Raw genomic sequence first — 625 nt, 5'->3', positions numbered from 1 at the left:
CTACTAACTACGCAACTCGTCTGAAAGAATTGACAGACAAGGGCTACGAAGTGGTGAACGATGAGTTCAAGGGACCTAAGACCTTCGATAACGATGATAAGAAGGACCAACAATTTGTGGTTACTCTTCGTCATGGTAAAGAAGCAATTAAGGATCCAGCAGAACTCAACAAGAAGGTGACTCGTACCATCAAGTATCAATACGCAGATGGTGAGACAGCGGGTCGTCCAGCTCTGAAAGCTCCTGTTACTCAAGAAGCAGCCTTCACACGTACAGGTGAGCGCGACCGTGTAACTGACAAGAAGACCTTCACTGCATGGACACCAGCTACGAAAGAATTGGCCCAAGAAGCTACACCAGTCGTAACTGGATTCGTGGCAGATAAGGCCAATGTAGCAGCNAAGACAGTGACTCCTGATGATAAGGATAGCGAAGAAGTTGTACAATACAAGAANCTNGGTTCATACGTACCAAATGTACCAGACGGACTTCCAAAAGTACCAAACCTTCCATATCCAAACGATCCAACAGATCCAACAAAACCAGGAACTGATCTTCCAGTAGTTCCAGACGTACCAGGCACTACACCAGTAGGCCCAGATGGTACTACACGATGGTACTACAC

General features: G+C 46.5%; 1 protein-coding gene. It reads left to right on the top strand.

Going from position 1 to position 625, the window contains the following annotated elements; translation table 11 throughout:
• Window positions 1-50: 50 nt before the first annotated feature.
• Window positions 51-625 (top strand): mucin-binding protein (locus tag D8792_RS11540; protein WP_446677401.1); only part of this gene is annotated, 575 nt, incomplete at its 3' end.

The organism is Streptococcus cristatus (assembly GCF_003943505.1).
GTDB classification, from domain to species: Bacteria; Bacillota; Bacilli; order Lactobacillales; family Streptococcaceae; genus Streptococcus; species Streptococcus cristatus_E.
Note: the sequence above shows the minus strand (reverse complement) of the source record. Positions and strands in the feature narration are given on the sequence as shown.